Annotated in this window: 24 protein-coding genes and 1 pseudogene; 13 read left to right on the plus strand and 12 right to left on the minus strand. The window is 69.8% G+C overall.

What is annotated here, in order from left to right:
* The 3 genes from ACT3T9_RS16705 to ACT3T9_RS16715 all read left to right on the plus strand — a co-directional run.
* A partial coding sequence (locus ACT3T9_RS16705; protein ID WP_444607108.1) for a GMC family oxidoreductase occupies window positions 1-1412 on the plus strand: 1412 nt, incomplete at its 5' end.
* 184 nt (window positions 1413-1596) lie between these two features.
* Window positions 1597-2343: a helix-turn-helix transcriptional regulator gene (locus ACT3T9_RS16710; RefSeq protein WP_444607109.1), complete on the plus strand. Its 747-nt coding sequence runs from the start codon at window positions 1597-1599 to the stop codon at window positions 2341-2343.
* Between the two features lie 201 nt (window positions 2344-2544).
* Entirely contained in the window at window positions 2545-3345 is an 801-nt protein-coding gene (locus ACT3T9_RS16715) for a VOC family protein (protein WP_444607110.1), read from the plus strand.
* Between the two features lie 145 nt (window positions 3346-3490).
* Here ACT3T9_RS16715 and ACT3T9_RS16720 read toward each other — a convergent pair whose 3' ends face one another.
* A complete protein-coding gene (locus ACT3T9_RS16720) occupies window positions 3491-4405 on the minus strand; it encodes an NADP-dependent oxidoreductase (RefSeq protein ID WP_444502221.1) in 915 nt (304 codons plus the stop codon).
* A 163-nt stretch (window positions 4406-4568) separates the two neighbouring features.
* Here ACT3T9_RS16720 and ACT3T9_RS16725 point away from each other — a divergent pair, with 163 nt between their 5' ends.
* Window positions 4569-5063: a flavin reductase family protein gene (locus ACT3T9_RS16725; RefSeq protein ID WP_444502220.1), complete on the plus strand. Its 495-nt coding sequence runs from the start codon at window positions 4569-4571 to the stop codon at window positions 5061-5063.
* 13 nt (window positions 5064-5076) lie between these two features.
* Here the strand turns inward: ACT3T9_RS16725 and ACT3T9_RS16730 are convergent, their stop codons facing one another.
* Together ACT3T9_RS16730 and ACT3T9_RS16735 are read right to left on the minus strand one after the other, a co-directional pair.
* The gene (locus tag ACT3T9_RS16730; protein WP_444607117.1) at window positions 5077-7083 is read right to left on the minus strand and encodes a BCCT family transporter; all 2007 of its coding nucleotides are present in this window, start codon (window positions 7081-7083) and stop codon (window positions 5077-5079) included.
* Window positions 7084-7267: 184 nt separating this feature from the next.
* The gene (locus ACT3T9_RS16735) at window positions 7268-8929 is read right to left on the minus strand and encodes an ABC-F family ATP-binding cassette domain-containing protein (protein WP_444607111.1); all 1662 of its coding nucleotides are present in this window, start codon (window positions 8927-8929) and stop codon (window positions 7268-7270) included.
* Between the two features lie 210 nt (window positions 8930-9139).
* Between ACT3T9_RS16735 and ACT3T9_RS16740 the strand changes: the two genes are divergently transcribed.
* The 3 genes from ACT3T9_RS16740 to ACT3T9_RS16750 all read left to right on the plus strand — a co-directional run bounded on the left by ACT3T9_RS16740 (window position 9140) and on the right by ACT3T9_RS16750 (window position 11512).
* Complete coding sequence (locus ACT3T9_RS16740) at window positions 9140-9478, plus strand: hypothetical protein (RefSeq protein ID WP_441446327.1); 339 nt, start codon at window positions 9140-9142, stop codon at window positions 9476-9478.
* 174 nt (window positions 9479-9652) lie between these two features.
* Complete coding sequence (locus ACT3T9_RS16745) at window positions 9653-9982, plus strand: hypothetical protein (RefSeq protein ID WP_442331893.1); 330 nt, start codon at window positions 9653-9655, stop codon at window positions 9980-9982.
* A gap of 222 nt (window positions 9983-10204) precedes the next feature.
* Window positions 10205-11512 carry an acyl-CoA dehydrogenase family protein gene (locus tag ACT3T9_RS16750; protein WP_444607112.1) on the plus strand — a complete coding sequence of 436 codons (1308 nt, stop codon included), beginning with the start codon at window positions 10205-10207 and terminating at the stop codon, window positions 11510-11512.
* A 66-nt stretch (window positions 11513-11578) separates the two neighbouring features.
* Here ACT3T9_RS16750 and ACT3T9_RS16755 read toward each other — a convergent pair whose 3' ends face one another.
* Window positions 11579-11716, minus strand: coding sequence for a hypothetical protein (locus tag ACT3T9_RS16755; protein ID WP_441445712.1), 138 nt, complete (start codon window positions 11714-11716; stop codon window positions 11579-11581).
* 141 nt (window positions 11717-11857) lie between these two features.
* On the opposite strand from ACT3T9_RS16755, the gene ACT3T9_RS16760 reads away from it, so the two are divergent.
* The 4 genes and pseudogenes from ACT3T9_RS16760 to ACT3T9_RS16775 all read left to right on the plus strand — a co-directional run bounded on the left by ACT3T9_RS16760 (window position 11858) and on the right by ACT3T9_RS16775 (window position 16283).
* A complete protein-coding gene (locus ACT3T9_RS16760) occupies window positions 11858-12898 on the plus strand; it encodes an LLM class flavin-dependent oxidoreductase (RefSeq protein WP_441445711.1) in 1041 nt (346 codons plus the stop codon).
* 127 nt (window positions 12899-13025) lie between these two features.
* Window positions 13026-13501, plus strand: a pseudogene (locus ACT3T9_RS16765) (VOC family protein).
* 68 nt (window positions 13502-13569) lie between these two features.
* Window positions 13570-14526, plus strand: coding sequence for a TIGR03885 family FMN-dependent LLM class oxidoreductase (locus ACT3T9_RS16770; RefSeq protein WP_441445709.1), 957 nt, complete (start codon window positions 13570-13572; stop codon window positions 14524-14526).
* Between the two features lie 62 nt (window positions 14527-14588).
* Entirely contained in the window at window positions 14589-16283 is a 1695-nt protein-coding gene (locus ACT3T9_RS16775; protein ID WP_441445708.1) for an alpha-amylase family protein, read from the plus strand.
* Window positions 16284-16319: 36 nt separating this feature from the next.
* On the opposite strand, the gene ACT3T9_RS16780 is transcribed toward ACT3T9_RS16775, so the two are convergent.
* The 3 genes from ACT3T9_RS16780 to ACT3T9_RS16790 all read right to left on the minus strand — a co-directional run bounded on the left by ACT3T9_RS16780 (window position 16320) and on the right by ACT3T9_RS16790 (window position 19143).
* The gene (locus ACT3T9_RS16780) at window positions 16320-16469 is read right to left on the minus strand and encodes a hypothetical protein (protein WP_441445707.1); all 150 of its coding nucleotides are present in this window, start codon (window positions 16467-16469) and stop codon (window positions 16320-16322) included.
* Window positions 16439-18040 carry an L-lactate permease gene (locus ACT3T9_RS16785; protein ID WP_441445706.1) on the minus strand — a complete coding sequence of 534 codons (1602 nt, stop codon included), beginning with the start codon at window positions 18038-18040 and terminating at the stop codon, window positions 16439-16441. The genes ACT3T9_RS16780 and ACT3T9_RS16785 overlap by 31 nt, the downstream gene beginning before the upstream one ends.
* Window positions 18041-18192: 152 nt before the next feature.
* Window positions 18193-19143 carry an L-lactate dehydrogenase gene (locus ACT3T9_RS16790; protein WP_441445705.1) on the minus strand — a complete coding sequence of 317 codons (951 nt, stop codon included), beginning with the start codon at window positions 19141-19143 and terminating at the stop codon, window positions 18193-18195.
* Window positions 19144-19149: 6 nt separating this feature from the next.
* On the opposite strand from ACT3T9_RS16790, the gene ACT3T9_RS16795 reads away from it, so the two are divergent.
* Entirely contained in the window at window positions 19150-19278 is a 129-nt protein-coding gene (locus tag ACT3T9_RS16795; protein ID WP_441445704.1) for a TraR/DksA C4-type zinc finger protein, read from the plus strand.
* A 178-nt stretch (window positions 19279-19456) separates the two neighbouring features.
* On the opposite strand, the gene ACT3T9_RS16800 is transcribed toward ACT3T9_RS16795, so the two are convergent.
* Window positions 19457-19753, minus strand: a complete 297-nt coding sequence (locus tag ACT3T9_RS16800) for a hypothetical protein (RefSeq protein WP_441445703.1) — start codon at window positions 19751-19753, stop codon at window positions 19457-19459.
* 155 nt (window positions 19754-19908) lie between these two features.
* A complete protein-coding gene (locus ACT3T9_RS16805) occupies window positions 19909-22200 on the minus strand; it encodes a sodium-translocating pyrophosphatase (RefSeq protein ID WP_441445702.1) in 2292 nt (763 codons plus the stop codon).
* Window positions 22201-22484: 284 nt separating this feature from the next.
* Between ACT3T9_RS16805 and ACT3T9_RS16810 the strand changes: the two genes are divergently transcribed.
* Window positions 22485-24050 (plus strand): alkaline phosphatase D family protein, encoded by a 1566-nt coding sequence (locus ACT3T9_RS16810; RefSeq protein WP_441445701.1) that lies wholly within the window; start codon window positions 22485-22487, stop codon window positions 24048-24050.
* Between the two features lie 156 nt (window positions 24051-24206).
* Here ACT3T9_RS16810 and ACT3T9_RS16815 read toward each other — a convergent pair whose 3' ends face one another.
* From ACT3T9_RS16815 to ACT3T9_RS16825, 3 genes are all read right to left on the minus strand, one after another.
* On the minus strand, window positions 24207-24521 hold the full coding sequence (locus tag ACT3T9_RS16815) for a 4a-hydroxytetrahydrobiopterin dehydratase (protein WP_441445700.1): 315 nt from the start codon (window positions 24519-24521) through the stop codon (window positions 24207-24209).
* A 32-nt stretch (window positions 24522-24553) separates the two neighbouring features.
* Window positions 24554-25156, minus strand: coding sequence for a GrpB family protein (locus ACT3T9_RS16820; protein WP_442331894.1), 603 nt, complete (start codon window positions 25154-25156; stop codon window positions 24554-24556).
* 104 nt (window positions 25157-25260) lie between these two features.
* Window positions 25261-26007 (minus strand): hypothetical protein, encoded by a 747-nt coding sequence (locus ACT3T9_RS16825; protein WP_441445698.1) that lies wholly within the window; start codon window positions 26005-26007, stop codon window positions 25261-25263.
* Window positions 26008-26103: the final 96 nt, after the last annotated feature.

Genomic DNA, 26103 nt, shown 5'->3' on the forward strand with positions numbered 1-26103 from the left:
GCTGGCCCGAGCTGCTGCAGTCCGGGCTGGACTGGGACTACCCGATCGAGCCGCAGGAGAACGGCAACTCCTTCATGCGCCACTCCCGCGCGAAGGTGCTGGGCGGCTGCTCGTCCCACAACTCCTGCATCGCCTTCCACCCGCCGGCGGAGGACATGGACCTGTGGGAGCAGCTCGGCGCGGAGGGCTGGAACGCCGCGACGGTCATGCCTCTCATCGCCCGTCTGGAGACGAACCTGGACCGCTCCGGTGAGGGCCACGGCACCGACGGTCCGGTGCACCTCATGGACGTCCCGCCCGAGGACCCGGTCGGGGTCGCGCTGCTGGAGGCCTGCGAGCAGGCCGGCATCCCGACGGCCACGTTCAACGACTTCGAGACGGTGGTCAACGGCGCCAACTGGTTCCAGGTGAATCGTCAGGCCGACGGCACCCGCGCCTCCTCCTCGGTGTCCTACCTGCATCCGAACCTGGAGCGGGAGAACCTGCATGTCCTGACCGGCCTGCAGGCGATGCAGGTGCTCTTCGATGAGGAGCAGCGGGCCACGGGCGTGGAGTACATCGACAACGCCTTCGACCGCTCCTCGATCATGCATGCCCGCCGCGAGGTGATCCTCTCCGCCGGGGCGATCGATTCGCCCAAGCTGCTGATGCTCTCCGGCATCGGCCCGGCCGACCACCTGCGCGAGGTGGGTATCGAGGTGCGGGTCGACTCCCCCGGAGTCGGCTCCCACCTGCAGGACCACCCGGAAGCGGTCATCTCGTGGGAGTCCACGCAGAAGATGACCCGGGAGACCACCCAGTGGTGGGAGATCGGGATTTTCGCCACCACCCAGAAGGGCCTGGACCTGCCGGACCTGATGATGCACTACGGCTCGGTGCCCTTCGACATGCACACCCGGCGCCAGGGCTACCCCACCTCGCCGGAGTCCTTCGCGCTCACGCCGAACGTCACCCATGCCCGCTCGCGCGGCACGGTGCGCCTGCGCTCGATCGACTACCGCGACAAGCCCAAGGTCGATCCGCGCTACTTCACGGACGAGGAGGGCCATGACATGCGCGTGGCCGTCGCCGGGATCCGCAAGGCCCGCGAGATCGTCGCGCAGCCGGGCATGGATGCGTTCCGCGGCCGGGAGCTGTTCCCCGGTGAGGACGTGCAGACCGACGAGGAGATCGCCGACTACGTCTCCAAGACCCACAACACCGTCTACCACCCCGCCGGCTCGTGCCGGATGGGGGCAGTGGATGACGACATGTCGCCGCTGGATCCGCAGCTGCGGGTCAAGGGGGTGACGGGCCTGCGGGTGGTCGACGGCTCGGTCATGCCGCAGCTGGTCGCAGTGAACCCCAACATCACCACGATGCTGATCGGTGAACGCGCTGCGGAGCTGATCCGCGGCGAGCAGTCAGCCTGAGCACGGTCCGGGGTCGCGCGGCGGCCCGGGGCATCCTCAGCACGTGAGCGCGGAGGCGCGGCGCCGGCCCTCGACCGGCACCGCGCCTCCGCCGTCCCGATGTCCCGGTGTCCCGGTGTCCCGGTGTCCCGGTGTCCCGCGAGACCCTTCTGCAACGTCCAGCCGGGACCGTACACTCTGCACTGTGACCACGCTCACGCCTGCTGTCGCGGAGGATAGGTTCTCTTCCGTGCTGCGCCTCGCGCACGAGAATGCCGCCACCCTGGACGTCGCCGACCTGGCCGCGCACGCCGGGTACAGCCCCTTCCATTTCTCTCGGATCTTCAGCGCCCGGATGGGTATCGGTCCAGGCCAGTACCTCACTGCCTTGCGGATCGACACCGCGAAGCGGATGCTCTTGGCCGGGGACGATGCGGTGATCGACGTGGCCAGCGCCGTCGGCTTCGACTCCCTCTCGAGCTTCAGCCGCCGCTTCCGCAGCACCGTCGGGATCGCGCCGGGGCAGCTGCGCCGACTCGCCGACCGGATCAGCGATCGGCCGCCGCGCCCCTTCGCGCTGCTGCGCCCGCACCCTCAGTCAGTCCGTGTGCACCTGTCGCTCCCCGCGACGGCGCAGACGCGCGGCGACGCCTCGGTGTGGGTGGGCTGGTACCCGCAGCCTGCGCCGATCGGACTGCCCCTTTCGGGTGCCCTCGTCTCCGGAGTCCCCCATCTGGATCTGCCGCTGTGCGAGGGGGCCCCGTTCCTCCTCGGATTCCTGGTGCCCGCGCACTCCGACCCGCTGGACATGCTGGTGCCGGAGCAGCCCGTGGTGGCGGTGCACCCCGCACCTCTCACCGCTCCGGGTGAGGTGACGCTCGAGTTCGCCGCGGGAGGGTCGGCGATGCGGCCGCCTCTGCTCTCGGCCCTGCCGAGCCTCTGCCATCGCTGAGTCCCGGGTGGCGCAGGACCGCCCTCGCCGTCGAGCATCCCGGCACGGAGCCACGCATCTCTGGCCGCACACCCTGGTGGCGCACCCTGCTCATGCACCCCGGGTCACCTTCCAGGTGCGCAGGATCGGACACTCCTGCGCGACCCGCTCCCTCTAGGTTGGAGGCACCAGGGCCCACGGGCCCAACGCACCCCAGGAGGAATGATGACTCGCAGCACCGGCACCAGCACCTGGCTCGATCTCAGCATCACCGACACCGACGCGGCGAAAGCCTTCTACGGAGGCCTGTTCGGCTGGGAGTTCGAGGACCTCGGTGCGAGCTTCAACCACTACCACCTGATCCGCAACAGCGGCTCCCTGGTGGGCGGCCTGATGAACGTCTCGGGCATGACCTGCCCGGCCGGTGATCCGCTGCCGCCTGAATGGGGCGTCTACCTCGCAGTCGACGACGCCGATGCCCGCACCGCGAAGGCGACTGCGGCCGGCGGCACGGTCATCGTCCCGCCCGATGCGATCAGCGACTCGGGGCGGATGTCGGTGGTCCTCGATGCCACTGGCGCGTCTATCGGCCTGTGGCAGGCGGGGAACCTCGAGGGCTACGAATTCACGGGCACGCCCGGCTCGCCGGTGTGGTTCGAGCTGATGACGCACAAGTACGACGAAGCCGCCGCGTTCTACACCGAAGTGTTCGACGCCCAGCTGGTGCCGATGGCGGAGGAGATGTCCGGGCCAGACTTCCGCTACGCCACCAACGGCCCCGGCGAAAGCGCGAGCTGGGGGCTGTGCGACGCGACTGCCACGATGCCCGAGGACGCCACCGGCTGGCGCGTCTACCTGGGCGTCGGCTCGAGCGACGCGGCGATCGCCCGGGTGAAGGAGCTCGGCGGAACGGTGCTGGACGGCCCGACGCCCTCCCCCTTCGGGACCATCGCCACGATCGCCGACCCCGAGGGGGCGACCTTCCAGATCAGCGCGATGGGCGAGGCCGAACCCGAGGGATGAGCCCATCTCGGCAGAACAGGCTCGGCAGAACCGGTAAGACCCGTCGGCCCGGCCCGGAGCTGGTGATGGAGGACGGCCCGGCCCAAGCCGAAGACGAGGACGGCCCTGCACCGCGCGGTGCAGGGCCGTCCTTCGTCCGCGAGGCTCAGCGGGTCGCGTCGATGAGGAGCTTGCCGGACTCCGATCCCTCCATGCTCGCCTCGAAGGCCTCCCCCGCCTCGGCGAGCGGGAAGGTGCGGGCAATCTCGACGTGAAGCGCGCCGGCCGCGACCTTTTCGAGCAAGCCACGCAGGCGCGCACCGTCGGGCCGCACCCAGACCCAGCGCCCTCCGACCTCCTCGACCGAGGGGTCGGCGATCGAGACGTGCCGGCCGCCGTCGGCCAGGAGCGCGAGGGTCTCCTCACGCACCCCGCCCACGAAGTCCGCGACCGTGCTCACGCCGTCGGGCGCGATCTCGCGCACCCGCTCGACCAGGCCCTCGCCGTAGGAGACGGGCGTGACGCCGATGGCCTGCAGCTTCCCGTGGTTGCGCTCGGAGGCGGTGCCGATCACGGTCGCGCCCCGCTCACGGGCGAGCTGCGCGGCGAGGTAGCCGACGCCGCCGGAGGCGGCATGGATGAGCAGGGTGTCCTCCGCCGTCAGCTCCAGGGTGTCGAGGCTGCGCAGCGCCGTCAGCCCGGTCAGCGGCAAGCCCGCGGCGGCCTCGAACTGGACGCCCTCCGGGATCTGGGCGACCGAGGTGGCCGGCAGCGCGACGTATTCGGCGAAGGTGCCGCCGTGGATGACGTCCTTGCGGCCGTACGACGCAACGCGGTCGCCAGGCGTGAACTCGGGGGCGTCGGGGCCGACGGCCTCGACCACTCCGGCCACGTCCCAGCCCGGGATCACCGGGAAGACCGCATCGATGAGGGAGTCCAGGCCGCCGCTCATCACCTTCCAGTCGACCGGGTTGACGGAAGCACGCTCCACTCGGATCAGCACGTTGCCCGGGCCGAGAGTGGGCCGCGGGGCGTCGGTGAGCTCAAGGGTGGAGGGGTCGCCGTATTCGGAGTAGGTCATTGCACGCATGCGGGGACAACGCGTCGCGGCGGCGGAGCATTCCCCGCGGGGTCATTCCCGCGGGGGTCAGGTGCGCGCCGCATATGACGCTGCGTGACGCCGCGCGTCCGCGATGGAACTCCTCCCCTGACTCGGAGGCGGTGGGAGGCCTACAGTGAAAGCCATGCTGTCCGACATCGCGCTCCGTGAGGCGTTCTCCCATTTCCCGCAGGGCCTGGTCCTGGTGGCCGCCGAGATCGGCGGAGTCCGACACGGGCTGATCGCCTCGACCTTCACCGTCGGCGTCTCCCTGGATCCGCCGCTGGTGTCCCTCGCAGTGCAGCACAGCTCGAAAACCTGGCCGGCCCTGCACGAACAGGGGCATCTCGGGGTCACGGTGCTGGGCCGTGCTCAGGCGCCGTTCGCGCGCCAGCTCTCGGCGACCGATCGGGAGCGACGCTTCGACGGCATCGACGTGACGGTGGATCCCCACGGCGCACTCACCCTGCAGCACGCCCCCGCCTGGATGACCGTGCAGGTGCACGACCAGATGCGGGCCGGGGACCACGACCTGGTGCTGCTCGAGGTGCTCTCCATCGACAGCACCCCCGAAGCCGAGGCAGTGGTCTTCCATCGCAGCCGCTTCAAGGAGCTGGCGCACGAGGACCCTGCCGCCTGACACCCCTGGACGGTCAGCGGACAGGTTCGGGGTCTGACCCCGTGCCGCTCGGATCCTCAAGTGCGTCCGCCTGGTCAGCAGGATCCGCATCGTCGACGGAGACGACCTTGCTCTCCCCCGTCTCAGGGATCCAGCCGTCGGCCCATTCCCCGGTGTCGAAGTCGTAGCCGACAGGCTCGCCGTTCTCGTCAGTGCGCTGGTACCACTCGGTGAACTCCCCGTCGGTGGAGTCGACCACGGCGCCGGCGCCCTCACCCGGTTCGGTGCGGACCACCTGCAGGCTGAAGTCGTCGTCGAACTTGTCCACGCCGTCCACGACGGCGTTGTCGATCGCCGCCGCGGCGTACTGCTGGCGCAGGGTGAGGGGGTCGCTGCGCAGCTCCCGCAGCCAGGCCACGATGATCAGGAGCATCACCACGGCGAAGGGCACGGCGGTGATGATCACCAGCGACTGCAGCCCCTGCAGCGCGGTCTCACCGCCCAGCAGCAGCATCACCACCGCGATGCCGCCCATCACCACTCCCCAGAAGACCACGACCGGCTTCGGCGGGCTCTGGCTGCCCTTGGTGGTGAGGATGCCCATCACCACGGAGGCGGAGTCCGCTGCGGTGATGAAGAAGATCCCCAGGATGAACATGATCAGGATCGGCAGGAACTCGGCGAAGGGCAGGTTCTCCACCATCGTGAACAGCACCTGGGCCGGGTTCACCGAGTCCATCTGGCCCAGCGAGCCGTCGCGGTACATCGAGATCGCGGTGCCGCCCATGATCCCGTACGCGAGGAACAGCAGGGAGGAGGGGATGAGGATGACGCCGAGCACGAACTGGCGGATGGTGCGGCCGCGGGAGATGCGCGCGATGAAGATGCCCACGAAGGGCGACCATGAGATCCACCAGGCCCAGTAGTACACGGTCCAGGCGGACTGGAAGTCGAGGGTGTCCTGGCCCCATGAGGCCGAGCGCCCCATGAACTCGAGCAGCGAGCCGAGGTACTCCATCACGGCCGAGGGCAGCAGGTTCAGCAGGAACAGGGTCGGACCCAGGATGAACAGCGCTGCGGCGAAGCCGATCGTGAGCACGATGTTGGTGTTCGAGAGGTAGCGGATGCCGCGGGAGACGCCGGAGACCGCCGAGAGAACGAAGCCGACCGAGAGCACCGCGATGATCACGATCATCATGGTGTTGGTCAGTTCCGAGGCACCCGAGACGATCACGAAGCCCTCGCCGATCTGCAGCACAGCGATGCCGAGCGCGGCGGCGGTACCGAACAGCGTCGCGATGATCGCGAAGATGTCCACCAGCTGCCCCGCCCAGCCCTCGGAGTGCTTCTTGCCGAACAGGCGCTCGAAGATCGAGGACATCAGCAGGGTGCGCCCTCGGCGATAGGCCGCGTACGCCACCGCGCCACCCACCAGGGCGTACATCGCCCAGGCGTGGAAGCCCCAGTGGTAATAGGTCTGGGCGAGGGCCGTGTGCAGCGCCTCGACCGATTCGGGCTCGTTCGTCAGCGGCGGCGGGGTGAGGAAGTATGTCAGCGGTTCCGAGGGTCCCCAGAACATCACGCCGATGCCGAGGCCGGCGGCGAACAGCATCGCCACCCACGAGAAGGTGGAGAACTCCGGGGTCTCCCCGTCCTTGCCCAGCGGGATCTTCCCGTACCGGGAGAAGGCCAGGATCAGCAGGGTCACCAGCACCACCGTGGCGACGGCGTTGAAGAGCCAGCCGAGGTGGGTCATGACCCAGGCATAGGCGACGTTCGCGACGTCGCCGACGCTGGTGGGGCTGACGATCCCCCAGATCACGAAGGCGACGGCGAGGACGCCGGCGACGCCGAACACGATCTTGTCGATGCTGTAGCGACGGCGCTGCTCGTCGATGCCGATCCCCGGCACCAGGGCCGGGTGGATGTCATGGGGGTACTGGGGGCGGGAGTAGTCGAAGCTCGCCAGCGGGTTGCCGGGTGGGCGCCCTGGGGATCCGCCGCGCTCGCCCTTCTCCCTCGGGGCGGTGGGCTCGTCCAGGTTCGTCACGTCGTGACTCCGTTCGGGTGGGGAAGGCGGGACGGTTCCAGTACGGCGGGCCGCGAGACGGAGTCATCGCGTGCAGTCGCCGGCTGTTTTCCGACCGCTGCGCGTCGCACGCCGCAGGCATTCGAGCGCCTACTGTAATCAGCGAATCCGCTGCCCGGGACAGGAGACGGCGATCTCACAGCTCGGCGAGCGTCCCGCTCTCGACGTGCCAACGGCGGTCGGTGCGCACTGTCTCGAGCATGCGCCGGTCATGGGTGACCAGCAGCAGGGTGCCCTCATAGGACTCCAGCGCCTGCTCGAGCTGCTCGATCGCGGGGAGGTCGAGATGGTTGGTGGGCTCATCGAGCACCAGCAGGTTCACGCCGCGGGCCTGCAGCAGGGCGAGGGCGGCACGGGTGCGCTCCCCCGGTGACAGCTCAGCGGCGGCACGGCCCACGTGGTCGGCGCGGAGCCCGAACTTCGCCAGCAGGGTGCGCACCTCAGCCGGGGACTGCTCCGGCAGCTGGGCCTCGACGGCGTCAGCGAGCGGGATAGACCCCATGAACAGCGAGCGGGCCTGGTCGATCTCGCCGATCCGCACGCTCGCGCCGAGCGACGACGACCCCTCGTCCACCGCGCGCCTGCCCAGCAGCGCCCGCAGCAGCGTCGACTTGCCCGCTCCGTTGGGCCCCGTGATCCCGATCCGCTCCCCGGCGGCGACCTGGGTCGAGATCGGTCCGAGGGTGAAGTCGCCCTGCCTCACCACCGCGCCGGTGAGGGTGGCGACCACGCTGCTCGAACGCGGTGCGGCACCAATCGTGAACTGCAGCTGCCATTCCTTGCGGGGTTCCTCCACCTCGTCCAGGCGCGCGATCCGGCTCTCCATCTGGCGCACCTTGCGGGCCTGCTTCTCGCTCGACTCGGACTGCGCGCGGCGACGGAGCTTGTCATTGTCCGGGGACTTCTTCATCGCGTTGCGCACGCCCTGACTGGACCATTCGCGCTGGGTACGTGCCCGGGAGACGAGATCGGCCTTCGTCGCGGCGAAGTCCTCGTACTGCTCACGGGCATGGCGGCGCACCGTGGCCCGCTCCTCGAGGTAGGCGTCGTAGCCGCCGCCGTAGAGCCGGTGAGAATTCTGGGCGAGGTCGAGCTCGAGCACATCAGTGACGCAGCGGGCGAGGAACTCCCGGTCATGGCTGACCAGCACCACTCCCCCGCGCAGTCCCTGCACGAAGGTCTCGAGCCGCTGAAGGCCGTCGAGGTCGAGGTCGTTGGTGGGCTCATCGAGCAGCACCAGGTCGAAGCGGCTCAGCAGCAACGCGGCCAGTCCCACCCGGGCGGCCTGACCGCCGGAGAGCGAGGTCATCTCGGTGTGCTGCACACCCTGTGCGCCGTAGGGCAGGCCGAGATCCGCGAGCACCGCGGGGATCCGCTCCTCGAGATCTGCGGCGCCGCTGGCGAGCCAGCGCTCCAGGGCGGTGGCGTACACATCAGCCGGGTCGGGGCCGCCGCGCGGCGACTCCTGCCCGAGGGCGGTGGCCGCCGCGTCCATCTCCGCGGTGGCCTGCGCGCAGCCGGTGCGGCGGGCGATGTAGCCGGCGACGGTCTCGCCGTCACGGCGTTCGTGCTCCTGCGGCAGCCAACCCACGAAGGCGTCCGACGGCGAGAGGGAGAGGGCACCGGCGTGCGGGGCATTGACCCCGGCGAGCAGGCGCAGCAAGGTGGACTTGCCAGCACCGTTGGCACCCACCACGCCGATCACGTCCCCGGGCGCGACGGTGAGGTCGAGATCCTCGAACAGGACACGGTGGCCGTACCCGCCGGCAAGGCCGTGGGCGACGAGAGTGGCGGTCATCCGCACATTCTCCCACTGCGGCGAGCAGCACTCGCCGCCGCTGCCGCGTGGAGCTCCGGGTGATGACCCTTCTGCTCGCCCTGCGGTAGTTCACTTGTCAGCCATCGGCTGCATTGTGGACAGGTGTCGGACTGCTGGAGGGACGACGCACCTCCCTCGCGCCGACCCACCCGGTCCAGTCGCGAGCTCGCCTCTGCGGAAGGACCCCTCATGCGCTTCACCCCTGACCTGGCCGTCGCCTTCGGCGACTGGATCAAGCGCGACCGGATCCGGCGCGCCCTCATCGCCGCTCGGCCCGAGCTCGCCGGCACCCTGATGCTCGACGCCCAGCGGCCGCTGCTGCGGATCCCTCGCAAGAGCGGAGCGGTGGTGGTCATGGCAAGGATGCATGAGGCAGAGCCGACCTCGTGGGTCGTGGGGATCTCGGACGCTTCAGCACCGGTGCTCCACGAGCTCGACTCCGCCGACGACGTGGTGGCGCTGACGCTCGATCTGCTGGCCCTGCCGATTCCGACTCCCGACGGGACGGAGCCCCGCCTGCGGGGCTGACCGCTCGCGACCGACGAGAGCCACCTCACGCCATGGCATCACGTGGACACTTATCCGAAATGTCCGACTTTTGGCGCATGATGGGGGCGTGCTCCTGCGCAGCATCGGCAGGCAGCTCCCCCGCGACGGCCGCTCCCGGCCACCGCGATCACTCGCCCCTGTGGAAGGACCTGCATGCTTTTCACCCACGACATGGCAGCTGCCTTCGGCGACTGGCTCGAGCGTGAACGGATCCACGATGCTCTCGTCAGAGCCCGTCCCGAGTTGGACGGCCGGCTCATGCTCGATGAGGAGCGGCCCCTGCTGCGCATCCCGCTGCCCCACGGGGCAGGCATCGTCGTCGCGAAGACGGACGGGGAGTCGAGCGCCGGTTGGGTCCTCGGCATCCCTCATCCGCAGTCCCCCGCCCTGCACGAGACGAGCTCGCTCGGAGAGCTCGTCGGCCGGGTGCTCGAGGTGCTGGACACCTGGGGCGGCCCCGACGGCAGATCCCTGCGGGACTGACGAGGGCGCCTCGACGCGACGGCGCCGTGACCATATTGTCACGCCGCGGGCTCAGACCGTCCAAGAGCTCTGCGAAGAACCGGGCGGCTTCGTCTGCGATGCATCCCCGGGCGTCACCCCGGAAGTCACCACATGACGGCATGCGACAGCTCTCTGGCCTCCACGCTCTGCGGCTCCTACAGTCGGCCATCACCCACCGTAAGAGTCCACGAAAGGCCCGCTATGACCACGATCGCTGAGCTCCGTGACCGCTTCTCCCCCGTGCTGACGTCCATCGCCGCCGGCACCCTGGACCGGGAACGGGACCGGACCCTGCCGGTGGCCGAGGTGCGCGCCCTCGCCGACGCCGGTCTCGGGCGCGTGCGGCTCCCCGTGGACGCCGGGGGCCTCGGCGCGACGATCCCGCAGCTGACCGCGCTGCTGGTCGACCTGGCCGCCGCGGACTCCAACCTCCCGCAGATCTGGCGCGGACACATCGCCTTCGTCGAGGATCTGCTGGTCACTCCGCACACCGAGTTCCGCGATCGGTGGCTCGCGAAGATCGCCGACGGCGCGGTGATCGGCAATGCGTGGTCGGAGATCGGCTCGGTGGAACGTGGCTCCTTCGGCACTCGGCTCACTGTCGACGGCGAGCACGCTGGGGTGACCGGGCAGAAGTTCTACACGACCGGCTCGATCTACGCCGACTACTCCGACACCCTGGTCGAAGCGGCGGACGGCGGCCAGCACATCGCCGTGGTCCCGCTCGCCCAGCCCGGGGTGCGCATCAGCGATGACTGGGACGGCTTCGGCCAGAAGCTCACCGGCACCGGCACGATCATCTATGACCACGCCCGCCTCGAGGCCCGCGATGTGATCCCCTTCGCCGATCGCTTCGACTACCAGACGGCCGTCTACCAGCTGGTGCTGCTCGCCGTGCAGGCGGGGATCGCCTCTGCCATCGAGACGGATGCGGTCGCGGCAGTAGCCGCCCGCACCCGCACCTACAGTCACGGCAACGCCGATCGGGTCCGGGAGGATCCGCAGATCCTCCAGGTGGTCGGGGAGATCTCGGCCGTCGCGCATACCGCGAGCGCCCTCACCGCTCAGGTGGCCGACGCCGTGCAGGCGGCGCACGACGCCGCGCTGCACGGAGGAGAACAGGCGCGCGCCGCCGTGGTCGAGGCGGAGATCGCCTCGGCCCGTGCCCAGGTCGTCACCTCGCGACTGGTGCCGGAGGCGGCGACCCGACTGTTCGACGCCCTGGGAGCATCCGCCGTGCGCGAGACTGCGGCGCTGGATCGCCACTGGCGCAACGCTCGCACCGCCGCCTCCCATAATCCGTGGGTGTACAAGGCCAAAGAGATCGGCGCGTGGGAGGTCAACGGCACCGAGCCGGGGTTCCAGTGGGCGATCGGCACGGTGAGCGGCCAGTCCCCGGAAGCGAGCTTCGCTTCCGCGGTGCCCGTCGACTCCACGGCATCCGTCGACTCCACAGAGTCCGTCGATTCCCCGGTGCCCGTCCATTCCACGGTGTCCGTCGGCGCCTGATCGTCGCCCGGCCGACGGGGACCAGGTCACTCCCCGTCGGTCGGCTGCGGCGCCCGGACGAGGGCGCTAGCGCAGCAGGCGTGAGAGCAGGCGGTGCGCGGCGCGTCGGCCCGCACGCTCCCCCATCGCTTCCGGCCCTCGCTGGGCGGCACGGACATCGCCCCGAATCCGTCGTGCGCGGAACAGCCAGTTCAGCATCTGCACCTCCTGATGGTGGTCGCCCTCGACCGTACCGGCTACCGGGCGGGCAGGCCCAGACCCAGACCCAGACCCAGACCCAGACCGCGCTCGATACGATGCGGACTCTGGCCACACCCCGTTCTCCCCTCTCGAAACAGGTGCCCGATGCCCGATCGTTCCCAGTCTCTGCAGCGCCTCGGCTTCCTCACCATCGGGCTGTTCGATCCGGAGGACCCCGCCGCCGGGCACGAGTCGACGTTGCGGATCATCGAGCTCGGTGAGGAGCTGGGGTTCGACAGCGCCTGGCTGCGCCACCGCCACCTGCAGTTCGGGATCTCCTCCCCCGTGGCCGTGATGGCCGCGGCCAGTCAGCGCACCCGACGGATCGAGCTGGGCACCGCGGTGACCCCGCTGGGCTGGGAGAACCCGCTGCGGCTGGCCGAGGATCTCGCCACGGTGGACGTGCTCTCCGGGGGCCGGATCAATCCAGGGGTCAGCGTGGGCACCCCGATGCAGTACGAGACCCTCAAGCATGCTCTCTACCCGCACACCGCAGAGCTCGAGGACTTCAGCAAGGCCCGGGTGGAGCAGCTCGCCGGCTTCCTCGCCGGTGAGCCGGTGCGGGACCTCTCCGGCAAGCAGGGCGTGGTCGAGGAGTACTCCTCCCGGGTCGAGCCGTACTCCCCCGGGCTGCGAGACCGGCTCTGGTACGGGGCCGGCAGCATGAGCTCAGCGGCCTGGGCCGGGAAGCATGGGCTGAACCTGCTCAGCAGCAGCGTCATCTTCCCCGACCAGGGGCAGGATCCGGACTTCGCCGCCGTCCAGGCCGCTCAGATCCGGGCGTTCAGGGAGGCCGCCACGGCACATGCCCCGAATGCCGCTGCCCGCGTCTCCCAGGGCCTGGTCGTCATCCCCACGGACTCGGCGAGCCCGGAGCAGCGGGAGAAGTACCGGGACTATGTCCAGGAGCGACTGCCTCGCACCCACAGCCCGCAGGGACCCCGCGGCATGATGTTCGCCCCGGATCTCCTGGGCACCAGCCAGGAGATCGCCGAGCAGCTCTGGGCTCACGCCGGATTCCGCGAGGTGGACGAGGTCGCCTTCGCCCTCCCTTTCAGCTTCGAGCACGAGGACTACGTGCAGATCCTCACCGATATCGCAACGCGGCTCGGTCCGCTGCTGGGCTGGTCACCGCGGTCTGAGTGACCGCTCCTGCTCATCCCGCTCAGGACTGATGCCACACATCACCGTCACCGTCAACCAGGAGGCGACCTTCCCAGATCTTTCGTGCTGACCGTTCCGTAGCCACGAGGTCAGGGAGGATGATGCCGCCATGACCACAGTGAGCACCTGTCTCTGGTTCGATGGCGACATCGACGAGGCCGCCGAGTTCTACGTCTCCCTGCTGCCCGGCTCGAAGCTCCTGGGCCGCAGCGTCTACGAGGCGGGCGGCGGACCACCGGACGGTCCCGATATGACCGGTCAGGCGCTGACCGTGGAGATCGAACTCATGGGTGTCCCGTACATGCTGCTCAACGGCGGGCCGCAGTTCCCCCTCTCCGAAGCGGTCTCGATCGTGGTCACCGTCGACTCGCAGGCGGAGATCGACCGGCTGTGGGAGGCGCTCGTCGCGGCGGCGGGCGCGAGTCGCAATGCGGGTGGTGCGTCGACCGGTTCGGGCTGTCCTGGCAGATCGTGCCGCAGCAGCTCACCGCCCTGCTCACCGGGCCCCACGCCGAGGCGGTGACCGCCGAGCTGATGACCCAGGTCAAGCTCGACATCGCGCGTCTGGAGGCCGCGGCGGGCTGAGTCCCGGCTCCCCGGCCTCTCGGTCGGACCACTTCCGAACGGTGCCGCGCTCTGCTAGGAACGACGACATGACTGTCTACGGCTTCCATGCCTCCCACGAGCAGATCTCCCCGCGCCAGCTGCTCGCGGACGTCCAGCTGGCCGAGCAGGTCGGATTCCAGGCGGCCATGTGCTCGGACCATCTCGAGCCGTGGTCGCAGAGGCAGGGGCATGCCGGGATGGCTTGGCCCTGGCTGGGCGCGGCGCTCGCCACCACCGAGCTGACCTTCGGCACCGTCACCGCCCCCGGGCAGCGCTACCACCCCGCGATCGTCGCCCAGGCGATCGCCACCCTCGGGCAGATGTTCCCGGGACGCTTCTGGACCGCGCTGGGCACCGGCCAGTTCGCCAATGAGCACGTGACCGGGCAGGGGTGGCCCCGCAAGGACGTCCGACAGCAGCGCCTCGAGGAGAGTGTCGAGGTGATCCGTCGTCTGCTCGCCGGCGAGACGGTCTCCCACGACGGCCTGGTCACGGTCGAGGAGGCGACCGTCTGGGAGCTCGCCGAGCCGCGGCCGCCGCTGATCGCGCCGGCGATCAGTGTGGCCACCGCGATGCGCGGGGCGCGCTGGGCCGACGGGCTCGCGACCATCAACCAGGATCCGTCCCTGCTGCGCGAGATGCTCGACCGCTGGGCGGATGCCGGTGGCGCGCCGCACCGCATCCTCCAGGTCCACCTGGCCTGGGCCCCGACCGAACAGGAGGCGTTCGCTGTGGCGCACGACCAGTGGCGCTCCAACATCTTCCCCTCCCCCGCCTCCACCGACCTTCGCGTGGCGACCTACGACGCGGTCAGCGAGCACGGAGTCGGCTCCGAGCAGCTGCGCGAGGCGGTGCTGGTCTCCTCCGACCTCGGCGAGCTCACCGAGCAGATCCACGACTTGGCGTCCCTCGGCTTCGACGAGGTGTACCTGCACCACGTCGGCCAGCAGCAGCGACCGTTCCTGGAGGCCTTCGGCGAGAAGGTCCTGCCCCAGCTGCGGTGACCGACCGCCCGCAGTGAGGGCCCCGCACCCCGGCCCCGTTCCCGTCCCCGTGAGGAGACCCCGTGCTGAAGACCGAGACCTCGGACCAATGGTGGAAGTCCGCCGTCGTGTACTGCCTGGACATCGAGAAGTTCTTCGACGGCAACGACGACGGCGTCGGCGACATCGACGGCCTCTCGCAGCGTCTGGACTACCTGGCCGGACTCGGGGTGACCTGTCTGTGGCTGATGCCGCTGAACCCCACCAAGGGCCGTGACGACGGCTACGACATCATCGACTACTACGGCGTGGATCCCCGTCTGGGCGACCACGGCGACCTGGTGGAGCTGCTCCGCACGGCGAAGGACCGCGGGATGCGCGTGATCATGGACCTGGTCGTCAACCACACCTCCCACCAGCATCCGTGGTTCACAGCGGCTCGCTCGTCCCGCGACAGCCCGTACCGCGACTACTACGTGTGGCGGGACGAGCCGCCCGAGGACACCTCCGACCAGGTGGTCTTCCCCGACGCAGAGGACTCGCTGTGGACCTACGACGAGAAGGCCGGCCAGTACTACCTGCACAACTTCTACTCCGAGCAGCCGGACCTCAACATCACCAATCCGGCGGTGCAGCAGGAGGTCGCGAAGATCATCGGGTTCTGGCTGCAGCTTGGCCTGGACGGCTTCCGGGTGGACGCGGTGCCGTACTTCATCGAGAGCCGCGGCATCGTGCCGGACGCCTCCGCCGACTACTCCGACCCCCACGAGTACCTGCGCAGCCTCTCCGCTTTCATCGGCCGCCGACGCGGCGATGCGATCCTGCTCGGCGAGGTGAACCTGCCCTACGAGGAGCAGATGGCGTTCTTCGGGGGCGACGACGCCGATGAGCTGACCATGATGTTCGACTTCGAGCTGATGCAGCGGATGTACCTGTCGCTGGCTCGGCATGATGCCACCGAGATGGCGCGCACACTGAACCGTCGGCCGTCGCTGAAGCCCACCCGGCAGTTCGCGACCTTCGTGCGCAACCACGACGAGCTCACGCTCGACAAGCTCAGCGAGGACGAGCGCCAGGAGGTCTTCGACGCCTTCGGGCCCGAGGAGGAGATGCAGCTGTACGGTCGCGGGCTGCGGCGACGGCTGCCTCCGATGCTCGACGGCGATCCTCGGCGGCTCACGATGGTCTACTCGCTGCTGTTCGCCCTGCCCGGCACGCCGGTGCTGTTCTACGGCGAGGAGATCGGCATGGGCGAGAACCTCGACATCCCCGGTCGACTCTCGGTGCGCTCCCCGATGCAGTGGACGGCGGGCAAGAACGGCGGCTTCTCCGTCGCGAAGCCGTCCGCTCTCGTCGCCCCTGTGACCGGGGGACCCTACGGGGCAGAGCACGTCAACGCCGAGGATCAGCGCTCCGACCCGGACTCGCTGCTGTCCTTCATCGGGCAGCTCGCCCGCCGCTACCGGGAATGCCCCGAGGTCGGGATGGGCGACTACGAGGTCCTCGCGTCGGACGCCCCCGCGGTGCTCGTGCATCGCTGCACCTGGAACCCCTTCGGCGGCGGCACCTCCTCCTCCGTGCTGGTGCACAACCTCGCACCCGCGGCCACCACGCTGACCGTCCACGTTGCCGAGGTCGAGGACGGCACCGAGGTGCTCGACCTCTTCAGCGGCGAGCGGCACACCATCGGTCAGGAGGGGCGGCTCACCCTGGACGTCGGCGGATACGGCCACCACTGGCTGCGACTGCTGCTCACGGGGGACCGACGGCTGCGGTGACGAGGACCGACGACTGCGGTGCCGGGGCCGGGTGCCTCAGCCCTGATCGCCGCGCAGCCGGTCGATGTGCTCGGAGGCCTCGACCCCGCTGCCGAATACCTGGCGCGGACGGCTGCTGCAGGTGGAGACCACGCGCACCGGCACCACGCCGCCGCTCACAGCAGCAGCGCGAGCACGAAGTTCCATACGCAGATGACGGCCAGCATCCCCAGGCTCGGAGCGATCGCCCGGCGCAGGATCTCGCCCTCCCGGCCGGACAGGCCCACCGCGCCAGCGGCGATCGCGATCGACTGCGGGGAGATGACCTTCGCGGTGGTGCCGCCGGCGGTGTTGCCGCCCACCAGCAGCGCGGGCGCCGCCCCGATGCCCTCGGCGGTGGCGACCTGCAGCGGAGCGAACAGGGTGTTGTTGTTGACGACGGAGCCGGTCAGGAACACCCCGATCCAGCCGATCACGGGAGCGATCAGCGGGAACAGCGGTCCGACGGCGGCCAGCGCCGAGCCCATCGAGGTCGAGCCCCCGGAGTAGTTGGCGATGTTGGCGAGCACCAGGATCACAGCGATCAGCACGATCGCCTTGCCCAGGCTCTTGAGGGTGCCGCCCAGCTCGCGGAGCAGCTCGCGCAGGGAGACCTGCGGGGTGGTGAGGAAGGAGAGGATCACGGCGAGCAGGATCGCGGTACCGGTGGCGCCGAGGATCGAGACGTTCCAGGTGTACTCGACGAGGTCGCCGGCGGCGGTGGAGACCTCCCCGGTCAGGCCGGGCAGCGGGACGCGGAGGGTGGTGGCGGCGAGGGCGCCGGTGGCGAACAGCTCCTTCACCGGGGGCAGCGACCATAGCAGGATGAAGCCGGAGAGGATGTAGAAGGGGCTCCAGGCCACCACCACCTCGTGGAAGCTGTGCTTCTCGGCCTCGGGGATCGGGGAGTCGTTCTCGCGGTAGATCCGTCGCGGCTTCCACACCCGGCTCACGGCGAAGACGGCCACCATCGCCGCCAGGCCCGCGCCGATGTCCGCCAGTTCGGGGCCGAGGAACCACAGCACCCCGCCCTGCACCCCGCTGAAGACCACGGAGACCACCAGGGTGAGCGGGAAGGTCTCGCGCAGTCCCCGCAGCCCGTCCATCATCACCACCAGCAAGAACGGGATCAGGAACGTCAGCGGCTGCAGCACGATGACCAGAGCGCGGGAGAGCTCCATGACGTCCAGGCCGGTCACCTGGGCGCCGACCAGCACCGGGATGCCGATCGCGCCGTAGGCGCCGGCACCGGCGTTCGCGACCAGCGAGATCACCGCGGCCCTGATGGGCGTGAAACCGAGCTGCACCAGCAGGGCGGCGCAGATCGCGATGGGGACGCCGAAGCCTGCCACCCCCTCGAGGAAGGCGCCGAAGCCGAAGCTGATCAGCAGCACCTGCACCCGCTGGTCAGCGGAGATCGCTCCGATCGAGGAGCGGATGATGTCGAAGCGGCCCGAGAACACGGCCAGGCGGTAGAGCCACACCGCCATCACGATGATGTAGGCGATCGGCCAGATCGCGGTGAGCAGGCCGGAGAGCCCGGCGCCGGCCACGGCCGAGGCCGGCATGCCGAAGACGAGCAGTGCGACGAGCACCTCGACCACCAGGGCGATCAGTCCCGAGATCACTCCCGAGAGCTTGAAGACCACCATCAGGAGGAGGAAGACGAGGATGGGCAGGGCGGCGACCAGCGCGGAGAGCGTCAGGTTGCCGAGGGGGTCGATGGATTGCATCCACATGTGCGGGGTTCCTCTGGATCGGGGCCGGGGACGGTGTCACGCCGGCGGGCACGAGGGGATCGACCCGCGGCGACCGGATCGCGGTCCCCGGGGGTCGGGGGTGGGGTCATCCGCGGGAGTCCCTCGCTCCTCCCGTGGATCGCGACGGCGGATCAGTCGCGCAGGTCCGCGGCGACCTTCTCGAGCGCCGCGGCGGACTCGCGCAGCTTCGCGATCTCCTGCTCGTCGAAGGGGGTCTCGTAGATGGGGTGGGCGCCGGAGGAGTTGACGATGCTCGGCACGGACAGCGCGACGCCGTCGATGCCGTGGAAGTCGGAGAGCACCGTGGAGACGTTCAGCACGGCGTTCTCGTCGCCGAGGATCGCCTCGACGATGCGGGCGCTGGACAGGCCGATGGCGTAGTTCGTGGCGCCCTTGCCCTGGATGACCTTGTAGGCGGCGTCGCGCACGTCGACCGCGATCTGGTCGAGCTGTTCGGGGGTGAACATCGGCGTCCGGTCCTCGCCGGTCCAGTCGAGGATCGGCACCGCATTGATGCGGGCGGCGGACCACAGCGGGAACTCGGTGTCCCCGTGCTCGCCGACGATCTGGGCGTGCACGCTGGTGGACGCCACGTTCGTGCGGCGCGCGATCTCCCACCGCAGCCGCGAGGAGTCCAGCACGGTGCCGGAGGAGAAGACGCGCTCGGCCGGGAGCCCGGAGCCCTCGTGGGCGAGCATGGTCAGCACGTCGCAGGGGTTGGTGACGATGACGAAGACGGCGTCGGGCGCGACCTCGAGAGTCTGACGCATGAGGGAGCGGACGATCTTCGCATTCGTCGCGGCCAGTTCGATGCGGGTCTGGCCGGGCTTCTGCTTGGCACCGGCGGTGATGACCACGACGTGCGATCCCTCGGCCACAGCGATGTCCGAGCCGCCGATGATGTCGCCGCCGCGGGTGAACAAAGTGCCGTGGGCGAGGTCCAGCACCTCCGCCTCGGTCTTCTCGGCGTTGATGTCATACAGCGCGACGTGGCGGGCGGACCCGCGGATGAGGGCCGCGTAGGCGACGCTGGAGCCGACGGCGCCGGCTCCGATGACGGTGAGTTTTGAGTTCTCGATCATGTTGTCATGTTAGTAAGAAGGCAGGGCGTACCTCAGGGACCAAGGCCCTTACCGTGTGGTCGGCCCAGGCCCATCGCTCCGGCCCGGCTCGTGGCCCGGCCCGAGGCGACGAGGTGCATCGACTGCGCGCCGTGAGCCCGGCCGTCGGGACGATGCGGCCCGGCGCCGAGCAGCTCCCCGCGCCGCGCCTGCGCTCGCGGCCCCCGCGAGATGCCGATGGATCTGCGCCGTGCCGGAGGGCCCCGGTTCGCGGCGAACCCGAGGCTCTTCGACAAGGGCGGACTCCTGACGGACCTCGGAACCGTCCCCTCGTCTACACGCTGCGATCCCCAGCACCGGACACAGGTGCCGACCCCTGCCGACTCGGGCGCATGGAGATGACCAGGTAAGTGCTGAGGATGCCGCCCCCGAGGAGTGCGATCGCGATGAGCACCCAGTGCCCCAGCGCGGGGTCGATCAGCTCGAGGACATAGATCAGGACGGCCGCGAGCGCGAGCACGATCCCCTCCATCACGGCGAACGCGATGAAGAAGCGCTGCCGCTCCTGCTGGACGCGACGGGAGTCGGCTGCGGCTGCATCGGCGGAGCTGCTGGCAGGCAAGTGGTTCATGGGCTCATGCTAAGCACTCCGGCGCTACCCCTTCGAGGGCGAGTCACGCGGGCCTGAGCCCGGCTCGCCCTCCCGGACGTCGAGGCGTCGATCCTCGGCGGTCTCGGCGGCCCCGGGGGTGTCCTCGAGCGGAGCGACCACCGCCGGGATTCGGTTCAGGAGAGGTCCGACCTGGCGCCGTTCTCCACCTCGGCATCCAGGACCACGCCGCGGCGGATGGAGATCGTCACCGTCACGGCGATGGCGAGGACGGCCGCGGCGGCGATCAGGTAGCGCAGCGGGTTCTCTTCGCCGCTGAGCGCGCTCATCCCGACCACGGCGGGGGCGATCAGCACCGCGACCAGGTTCATCACCTTGAGCAGCGGGTTGATGGAGGGGCCGGCGGTGTCCTTGAACGGATCGCCGACGGTGTCTCCGATGATGGTGGCCTCATGTGCGAGCGAGCCCTTGCCGCCGTGGTGGCCGTCCTCCACGAGCTTCTTGGCGTTGTCCCAGGCTCCGCCGGAGTTGGCGAGCATGATCGCCATCAGCACGCCGGTGGCGATGGCGCCGGCGAGATAGCCGGCGAGGGCCGGCGCTCCGAGGCCGAAGCCGACGGCGATCGGGGCGGCGACGGCGAGCAGGCCGGGGGTGGCGAGCTCCCGCAGCGAGTCGCGGGTGACGATGTCCACCACCCGCCCGTACTCGGGCTTCGCGGTGCCCTCCATGATCCCGGCGATCTCGCGGAACTGGCGGCGCACCTCATACACCACAGCACCGGCGGCCCGGCCGACGGCGCTGATCGCGAGGCCGGAGAACAGGAACACCACGGCGCCGCCGATGATCACGCCGACCAGGGTCTGCGGGGAGAAGACGACGGACTGATCCAGGAAGTCCTGGTAGCGGTCCCCGAGCACATCACGGATCGCGTCGGTGTAGGAGCCGAACAGGGCGGTCGCGGCGAGCACGGCGGTCGCGATCGCGATGCCCTTGGTGATGGCCTTGGTGGTGTTGCCGACGGCGTCGAGCTCGGTGAGCACCTGGGCGCCCTCGACATCGACGTCCCCGGACATCTCGGCGATGCCCTGGGCGTTGTCGGTCACCGGGCCGAAGGTGTCCATCGCGACGATCACGCCGACGGTGGTGAGCAGGCCGCAGCCGGCGAGCGCGATCGCGAACAGGCCGGCGATGCCGGAGCCGCCGAGCAGGAAGGCGCCGAACACGGCGGCGGCGATGACCAGCGCGGTGAACACCGCGGATTCCAGCCCGAGGGAGAAGCCGGAGAGCACCACGGTCGCGGCGCCGGTGCGGGAGGTCGCGGCGACCTGGCGCACGGGGCGGTCCTCGGTGCTGGTGTAGTAGCCGGTGAGGTAGAGGATCAGCACACCGAGGGCGATGCCGATCGCCACGGCTCCGGCAGCGATGATCCGCGGATCGTCGATCGCGGCGGTGGTCTCCTCGATCCCGAGCTCGGCGAAGGTGCCGGGGAGGTAGAGGAAGGCAGCGATCGTGCACAGCACCGCGGAGATCGCGGCGGAGACCAGGAAGGAGCGGCGGATCGTGGTCAGGGCGCTCTGGCCCCGCTTCGGGGTGGTGAGGTAGATGCCGATCAGGGCGGTGAGCACACCGATCGCGGGGACGATGAGGGGGAAGACCATGCCGGCCTCCCCGAAGGCGGCCCGGCCCAGGATGAGCGCGGCGACGAGGGTCACGGCATAGGACTCGAAGAGGTCCGCCGCCATCCCGGCGCAGTCCCCCACGTTGTCGCCGACGTTGTCCGCGATGGTCGCGGCGTTGCGGGGATCGTCCTCGGGGATGTTCTTCTCGAGCTTGCCGACCAGGTCGGCGCCGACGTCGGCGGCCTTGGTGAAGATGCCGCCGCCGACGCGCATGAACATCGCGACCATCGCGGCGCCGAAGCCGAAGCCCTCGAGCACCAGGGCGGCGTCCCCGCGGAAGAGGAGCACCACGATCCCCGCGCCGAGCAGGCCGAAGCCTATCGTCGCCATCCCGACGCAGGCCCCGGTGCGCACGGCGATGAGCATCGCCGGATCTCGGCCGACCTCGTGCGCCGCTGCGGCGACCCGCACGTTCGCGCGCACTGCGAGCCACATCCCGAGGTAGCCGATCAGGCCCGAGAACCCCGCACCGACCAGGAAGGCGACCGAGCGGGCGACGCGCAGCAGCATCCCCTCGGTGCCGGTGGCGCCGTGGGTGGGCAGCAGCAGGAGCAGCAGGAAGGTGAGCACGGCGAAGACGCCCAGGGTGCGCAGCTGACGACGGAGGTACGCGGCGGCGCCCTCCTGGACCGCCGCGGCGACCTCGTTCATGGCGTCGGTGCCGGTCTTGGCGCGCAGCACCTCGGTGCGGAATCGGAGGGCCATCGCGATCGCGATCAGGGCGATCACCACGATCACCCCGACCGTGGTGAGGCTCGCCGGGGAGAGGGTGAGGGAATCCGGTGTCATGAGGTCCTCCGCACGTCGTCGTGGGTATGGGGTCCTTCATCCCGCCGCGCTCGTCATCGGGCACGACGGACCTGGTGCGCGAACTGTAGCCGCGATCGGCCCCCAGGAATACCCTTTCGGCGCATCCGGCGGGGCGCAGGCCGCCGTGCTGATGGAACCTGAACTCAGCCGTTCCGAGGATGTTCACCGCATGGTCATGGTCCCTCCCGTGAACTGCGGAGGGGTGCGCTCCTACGGTGGTCGGGGCCGTTGACGACACGGCTCGTTCCCGATCTGGAGTACCCGTGCCCCTTCCTCTCCTCACCCGTCCCAGCCGCCGCACCATGCTCATCGGCGGTGCCGCGCTCGGTGCGGGTCTCGCCGTCCCCGCCTCGATCCTCGCGCTGACCGCCGGCCGGGTCGCCGCACCGTTCACCCTCGGGGTCGCCTCCGGTGATCCGCTGCCGGACTCGGTGGTGCTGTGGACCCGCCTCGCCCCGGAACCGCTGCTCGAGGACGGCGGGATGCCGCAGCGCACCGTCGAGGTCGAGTGGGAGATCGCGGAGGACGACGACTTCGCGACCGTCCTGCAGAGCGGGACCGTGCAGGCACTGCCCGAGGAGGCCCACAGCGTGCACGTCGAGGTGGGAGGGCTCGCACCGGGGACGCCGTACTGGTACCGCTTCCGGGTCGGTGGAGAGATCTCCCCCGCAGGTCGCACCCGCACCGCACCGGCGGCCGGATCCCTGAGCCCGATCTCCTTCGGCGTCACCTCCTGTGCGAGCTTCGAGCAGGGGTGGTTCACCGCCTACAAGCACCTGGCCCAGGACGATCTGGACGTGGTGTTCTGCCTGGGCGACTACCTCTACGAGTACGCGGCCGGGAAGCAGGGCGGGGTGCGACGCCACGAGGGCGATGAGATTCACACCCTGGGCGAGTATCGCCGCCGCCACGCCCAGCAGAAGACCGACAAGGACCTGCAGGCGGCCCACGCCGCCGCGCCCTGGATCGTGACCTGGGACGACCACGAAGTGGACAACAACTACGCGGGCATGTCCCCGGAGAACGACGACCCGGGCCAGGGAAATGCCTCCACCGCGGACTTCACAGCGCGCCGCACCGCGGCCTACCAGGCGTACTGGGAGCACATGCCCCTGCGCCGCTTCCGCAAGCCGGTGGACACCGCCTTGCCGCTGTACCGCGGATTCGACTACGGGGATCTCGCGCGGTTCAGCGTGCTGGACACCCGCCAGTACCGCGACCCGCAGCCCTACGGCGGGAAGAAGGACATGGTGGGCCCCGAGCAGTGGGCCACCGACATGCTCGGCGAGGAGCAGCACCGCTGGCTCGAGCAGAGTCTGGTGGAATCACGCGCTGTGTGGAATGTGGTGCCGCAGCAGATCTTCTTCGCGAACATGGACTACAAGGTCGGCGGGCCCGGCGCGTACAACGACGGCTGGGACGGGTACCAGGGGTCCCGCGACAGGGTCCTCGGCCTCGTCGCCGAGCGTGAGATCGAGAACTTCGTGGTCCTCACCGGGGATGTCCACTGCCACTACCTCAACGACCTGCGCCGAGACTTCGAGGACGATGCGAGCCCTGTCCTCGGAAGCGAGGTGGTGGTCACCTCGGTCACCTCCAACGGCGACGGGATGAACGTCTCCGACGGCCAGCTCGAGCTGTGGCAGAGCGACATGCCGTACATGCACTACCGCCAGGATCGTCGCGGCTATGTCACCTGTGAGGTCTCCCCCGAGCAGTTCCGGGCTGATTTCCACACCGTGGAGTACGTCTCCACTGCGGATGCGCCGCGCGAGACGGACGCCTCCTTCGTGATCGAGACCGGGGTCGCCGGGGCGCATCGCGTGTGAGCGGCGAGCTCCTGCTCACCGCTCGCTGCACCCCGCCCCGAATCCGTTCAGCGTCACGCGGCCGTTCAGCTGTGCGCAGCCATTCAGCCTGGCGCAGCCATTCAGCCTGGCACGGCCGTTCAGCATGGCGAGGCGGGTTCAGCCGGGCGAGGCGGTTCAGCCTTGCGAGGCGGCGATGTCGAGCTGCGCGGCATAACCGCTGATGACGCGGGCAAGCTCCAGGTCGCGGCTGGTGACGCCACCGACGTCGTGGCTCGTCAGCGTCACCGTGACCTCCGGATAGGTGAGGGTGAGGTCCGGGTGATGGTTCGCCTTCTCTGCGGCGGCACCGATGCGGTTCACAAGATCGAGACCGGTGGCGAAATCACCGGTGGCGAAGCCGGCGGTGAGCGTCTCGCCGTCCTGCTGCCAGCCTTCGAGGGCGGCGTCGGCGATCTCGGTGGAGGACAGAACTTTCTTCGAATCAGCCATGGCTCCATCGTGCCCCGGTGGTGGTCGCGCGGCTACCCCTCGGAGGTTCCGGTATCTCGGCCGGTGATGAACGAGCCCTTGGCCTGCACGTACGCGAGCCGGTCCTCGGGGTGCTCCCTGGCCAGGCGCCGCTTGCACTTCGCATAGGCATCGCGCTCCGCCGGGTGGGTGCGCAGGTGATCGCGGAAGGCGAGATAGCGGCGCCACTGCTCATCACCGTGGTCGAGCACGTGGACATTGACCAGCCGCACTCCAGGCTCGAGCTCGAGGGCGTAGATCCGATCGGGGCGGTTCCCATCGGCTTCGCCGCGGTAGAGATGCCCGGCGCGCATCAGCCACCCGTGCAGCGGCAGCGGGTCCGAGCCGGGCCGCTGACCGATCGCCACGTCGAGGATCGCTTTGGCGGGCAGGCCGGGCACTGAGGTGGACCCGATGTGTTCGAGGGCGAGGGCGTCGACCGGGCGGGTGGGTGTCAGCGCGTCGACCAGCCCGGCGAATGTCCGGGCCCAGCGGGGCGAGGGCTCCGAGAGCTCCACGACGCCTCGGCGCACGCCGAGATCGGCATCGCGCAGCGCGGCGGCGAGCGCGGGTGCCATCGGTGCCGCGCGCTCGCTGCGCTGGAACGGAAGGGTCATCGGTTCCACCTGCTCGACTCCTGACGGTCTCACCGGCACCGATACCGGTCTCGGCGGTGCCGAGGCAACGAGCGGTGCCGGAGCGACGAGCGGTGCCGAGGCGACTATAGGCGGCGAGTCCTCCACACCCCGAGGATGATCGCAAGCTGGACCACCAGCAGCGCCGCCCCGATCACCACGTCGCCCCAGTCCATCGCGAAGCCGGACTGCAGAGTGCCGATCCCGCTGGCGACCGGGTAGAACAGCGGCCACAGGATCAGCAGGTTCCGCACCAGGGCGAACACGACGGCGAAGACGAGTGCGAAGGCGCCGAAGCTCAGTGCCGCGAGCAGCGGGACGCTGCCCACGTGTTGGAGCGTGAAGCCCGCGCCAGTCAGTCCGATCGCCGGCAGCCAGCCGAAGGCGCGCTCCCAGCGTAGGAAGAGCCAGCCGAAGACGAACAGTGGCTCCCACAGCACCATCAGGTTCCCGAGCAGGTGCGGGAGCACCGGGATCCCCTGCTCGGCGGACAGCATGACCAGCTGATAGGCGGAGCCGACTCCCAGCACCGCGGAGATGACCAGGGACCGAGCCAGGAAGCGGCGGGTGATGCCGAGTCCCGCGAGCCCCTCGCGGCGGCGATGCAGCACCACCCACGCCGGCACCAGAGTGCCCAGCAGCAGGATCCCGGCGTAGAGGAACACGGAATGGATCGTGGTTCCCGCCCAGTAGGAGGCCCAGAATCCCAGGAGGGTGAGCAGTGCGATGAGCGTGTCGGCGCCCGGATCCCATGCCACCGCCGGGCGACGAGTGCGCGCCGTCCCCTCGGCGCTCGACTCTGGACTGTGCGCCGCCCCCGCTGACTCAGTCATACGGCCATCGTGCCCGCTGCGCGCCGCCGCGTCCATGGCCCGCGGTGGCCAGCAGTCCGCGGTGGCCAGCAGTGCGCGGTGACTGGCGGCGCGCGC

The organism is Brachybacterium sp. AOP29-B2-41, assembly GCF_052378395.1.
GTDB lineage: Bacteria > Actinomycetota > Actinomycetes > Actinomycetales > Dermabacteraceae > Brachybacterium.

Coding starts and splice junctions, on each gene's coding strand:
- ACT3T9_RS16715 (WP_444607110.1), top strand. CDS start 2,545: ATGATGACTCGCAGCACCGGCACCAGCACCTGGCTCGATCTCAGCATC.
- ACT3T9_RS16720 (WP_444502221.1), bottom strand. CDS start 4,405: ATGACCTACTCCGAATACGGCGACCCCTCCACCCTTGAGCTCACCGAC.
- ACT3T9_RS16725 (WP_444502220.1), top strand. CDS start 4,569: ATGCTGTCCGACATCGCGCTCCGTGAGGCGTTCTCCCATTTCCCGCAG.
- ACT3T9_RS16735 (WP_444607111.1), bottom strand. CDS start 8,929: ATGACCGCCACTCTCGTCGCCCACGGCCTTGCCGGCGGGTACGGCCAC.
- ACT3T9_RS16740 (WP_441446327.1), top strand. CDS start 9,140: ATGCGCTTCACCCCTGACCTGGCCGTCGCCTTCGGCGACTGGATCAAG.
- ACT3T9_RS16745 (WP_442331893.1), top strand. CDS start 9,653: ATGCTTTTCACCCACGACATGGCAGCTGCCTTCGGCGACTGGCTCGAG.
- ACT3T9_RS16750 (WP_444607112.1), top strand. CDS start 10,205: ATGACCACGATCGCTGAGCTCCGTGACCGCTTCTCCCCCGTGCTGACG.
- ACT3T9_RS16760 (WP_441445711.1), top strand. CDS start 11,858: ATGCCCGATCGTTCCCAGTCTCTGCAGCGCCTCGGCTTCCTCACCATC.
- ACT3T9_RS16770 (WP_441445709.1), top strand. CDS start 13,570: ATGACTGTCTACGGCTTCCATGCCTCCCACGAGCAGATCTCCCCGCGC.
- ACT3T9_RS16780 (WP_441445707.1), bottom strand. CDS start 16,469: ATGGAACTTCGTGCTCGCGCTGCTGCTGTGAGCGGCGGCGTGGTGCCG.
- ACT3T9_RS16785 (WP_441445706.1), bottom strand. CDS start 18,040: ATGTGGATGCAATCCATCGACCCCCTCGGCAACCTGACGCTCTCCGCG.
- ACT3T9_RS16790 (WP_441445705.1), bottom strand. CDS start 19,143: ATGATCGAGAACTCAAAACTCACCGTCATCGGAGCCGGCGCCGTCGGC.
- ACT3T9_RS16795 (WP_441445704.1), top strand. CDS start 19,150: ATGTTAGTAAGAAGGCAGGGCGTACCTCAGGGACCAAGGCCCTTACCG.
- ACT3T9_RS16800 (WP_441445703.1), bottom strand. CDS start 19,753: ATGAACCACTTGCCTGCCAGCAGCTCCGCCGATGCAGCCGCAGCCGAC.
- ACT3T9_RS16805 (WP_441445702.1), bottom strand. CDS start 22,200: ATGACACCGGATTCCCTCACCCTCTCCCCGGCGAGCCTCACCACGGTC.
- ACT3T9_RS16815 (WP_441445700.1), bottom strand. CDS start 24,521: ATGGCTGATTCGAAGAAAGTTCTGTCCTCCACCGAGATCGCCGACGCC.
- ACT3T9_RS16820 (WP_442331894.1), bottom strand. CDS start 25,156: ATGACCCTTCCGTTCCAGCGCAGCGAGCGCGCGGCACCGATGGCACCC.
- ACT3T9_RS16825 (WP_441445698.1), bottom strand. CDS start 26,007: ATGACTGAGTCAGCGGGGGCGGCGCACAGTCCAGAGTCGAGCGCCGAG.